Consider the following 850-nt stretch of genomic DNA (forward strand, 5'->3'; position numbering starts at 1 on the left):
GTTATAATTTTTATTTTTTTAAGAGGTAATATACAAAAATATCTGAAATCATATTTGAGGTCTATATTGGTATTTTCAGCAGCATTTGCTATGACGATGTTATTGACATCAAGTATTCTCAATTACCAGTCTGTTGTGAAGTATGAAGCTAATAAAAGTCGTACAATGCTATATTATGTTAATCTTGGTTTGACATATAGTGGAAATATTCATTCAGAGCTATCAGAAGAAATTCTAAATTCTGAGGGAAAAGACAGAAATAGAATTGCTATAAATGAAATTAAAAGTAGATTGAAAAATTATAATTTTGAAACTTTTATAGGGCATTTATTTTACAAATATTATTGGATGACTGGAGAAGGTATGCTGGGATGGTTTCAAGAAAGGGTTTTTTCTGAAAGCAATAGACCAGATATATCGTGGTTGAAAAATATTCAAGATACGAAAATTGCAAAATTAATAAGAACATATGTATATGTAGAAGGGGAGAATTATTTTTACTATGCTCTTTTTATACAGATACTCTGGGTTATAATGGTAATAGGTTTGATATTTTATTCAAAGTTATTTGTTACGAATAATTACTATCTACTTTGGATGCAAATCTCAATTTTTGGTGCATTAATGTTTCTATTTATCTTTGAAGCTGGAAGGACAAGATACCTAATTCAATTTTTACCGGCTATCATAACCATTTCTGCCACAGGATGGTCAGGTCATCATTTCCTTTAAGCCCAAGGAAAAGAAGGAGCAAGCCTTTAATCGGGACTCCCAGCAGCTTTTTGGTCATGGTTATCTGTCGGTGGCGGAGGCTAATCTGATTTTGGACCATCTGCCCATGGAGATTACC

Annotated in this window: 1 protein-coding gene and 1 pseudogene; both read left to right on the forward strand. The window is 31.9% G+C overall.

The features are described from left to right. Positions 1-732 (forward strand): glycosyltransferase-like membrane protein (locus D8886_RS11600; RefSeq protein WP_514248608.1); only part of this gene is annotated, 732 nt, incomplete at its 5' end. Further along, a pseudogene (locus D8886_RS11605) lies at positions 707-850 on the forward strand (DUF438 domain-containing protein); the annotation flags it as partial. The gene D8886_RS11600 and the pseudogene D8886_RS11605, both read left to right, overlap by 26 nt.

It is taken from the genome of Streptococcus sanguinis, assembly GCF_003943655.1.
GTDB lineage: Bacteria > Bacillota > Bacilli > Lactobacillales > Streptococcaceae > Streptococcus > Streptococcus sanguinis_F.